The sequence below is a fragment of the Enterobacter sp. 186315 genome, assembly GCF_053290175.1.
Genome location: NZ_JBPTTK010000067.1, coordinates 1 through 711, shown reverse-complemented (window position 1 = coordinate 711; position 711 = coordinate 1). Strand labels below are relative to the sequence as shown.

Genomic DNA, 711 nt, shown 5'->3' with positions numbered 1-711 from the left:
GAGCTGGAGCTGGCCCCGCAGATCAGCTGGATTTTGTCGCCCGAGGTAATGCAGGTGGCGTTAGTCACATCAAGGGTGAGGTTCTTCTGCACCGTAATGCTTCGATCCTGCATCACGGTTTCGGTATCATTTCCCGTAATCGTCGCCGTCTGATTGCCGCCCACGGTCTTTGCGCGATCCTGCAACACATCCAGCGTCTGGTTATTTTCCACCGCGATCGTCTGATCGTTAGCCACGGTCACTTTCTGGTCGTGCCCGCCTTCTTTCGTGCTGCCCACGTTGACCGTCTGACCAACAACCACCGTAACCGACTGATTGTTCTTTACCGTTTCGTTGTGATCGTGATTAACCGTTGTGGTCCGGTCATTGAGCACCTCCGTCACCATGTTCTTCTGAGCGTGCATGTACAGCTGCTCATTTCCCGTGGCGTCCTCAAAGCGCAGCTCGTTAAACCCGTCCCCTTTATAGGTTTTTGAGCGAATGGTCATCTGGGTTTTTGTGCCGGGCAACCCGCCCGGGGAGCGATTGTCCTGATGATAGGTACGGCCCATTACGATGGGCTGATCCGGATCGCCGTTGAGAAAATCAACAATCACTTCCTGGCCTACGCGTGGAATGGCGAGGTTGCCGAAGCCCGTACCCGCCCATGCCTGGGATACGCGCACCCAGCAGGAGGTGTCTTCAGGGCTTTTCGGGCTGTTGCGATCCCAG

General features: G+C 56.0%; 1 protein-coding gene. It reads right to left on the bottom strand.

Annotated elements, in window-relative coordinates; translation table 11 throughout:
• On the bottom strand, positions 1-711 hold a 711-nt coding region (locus ACSVHP_RS22975; RefSeq protein WP_447552988.1), incomplete at both ends, for a type VI secretion system Vgr family protein.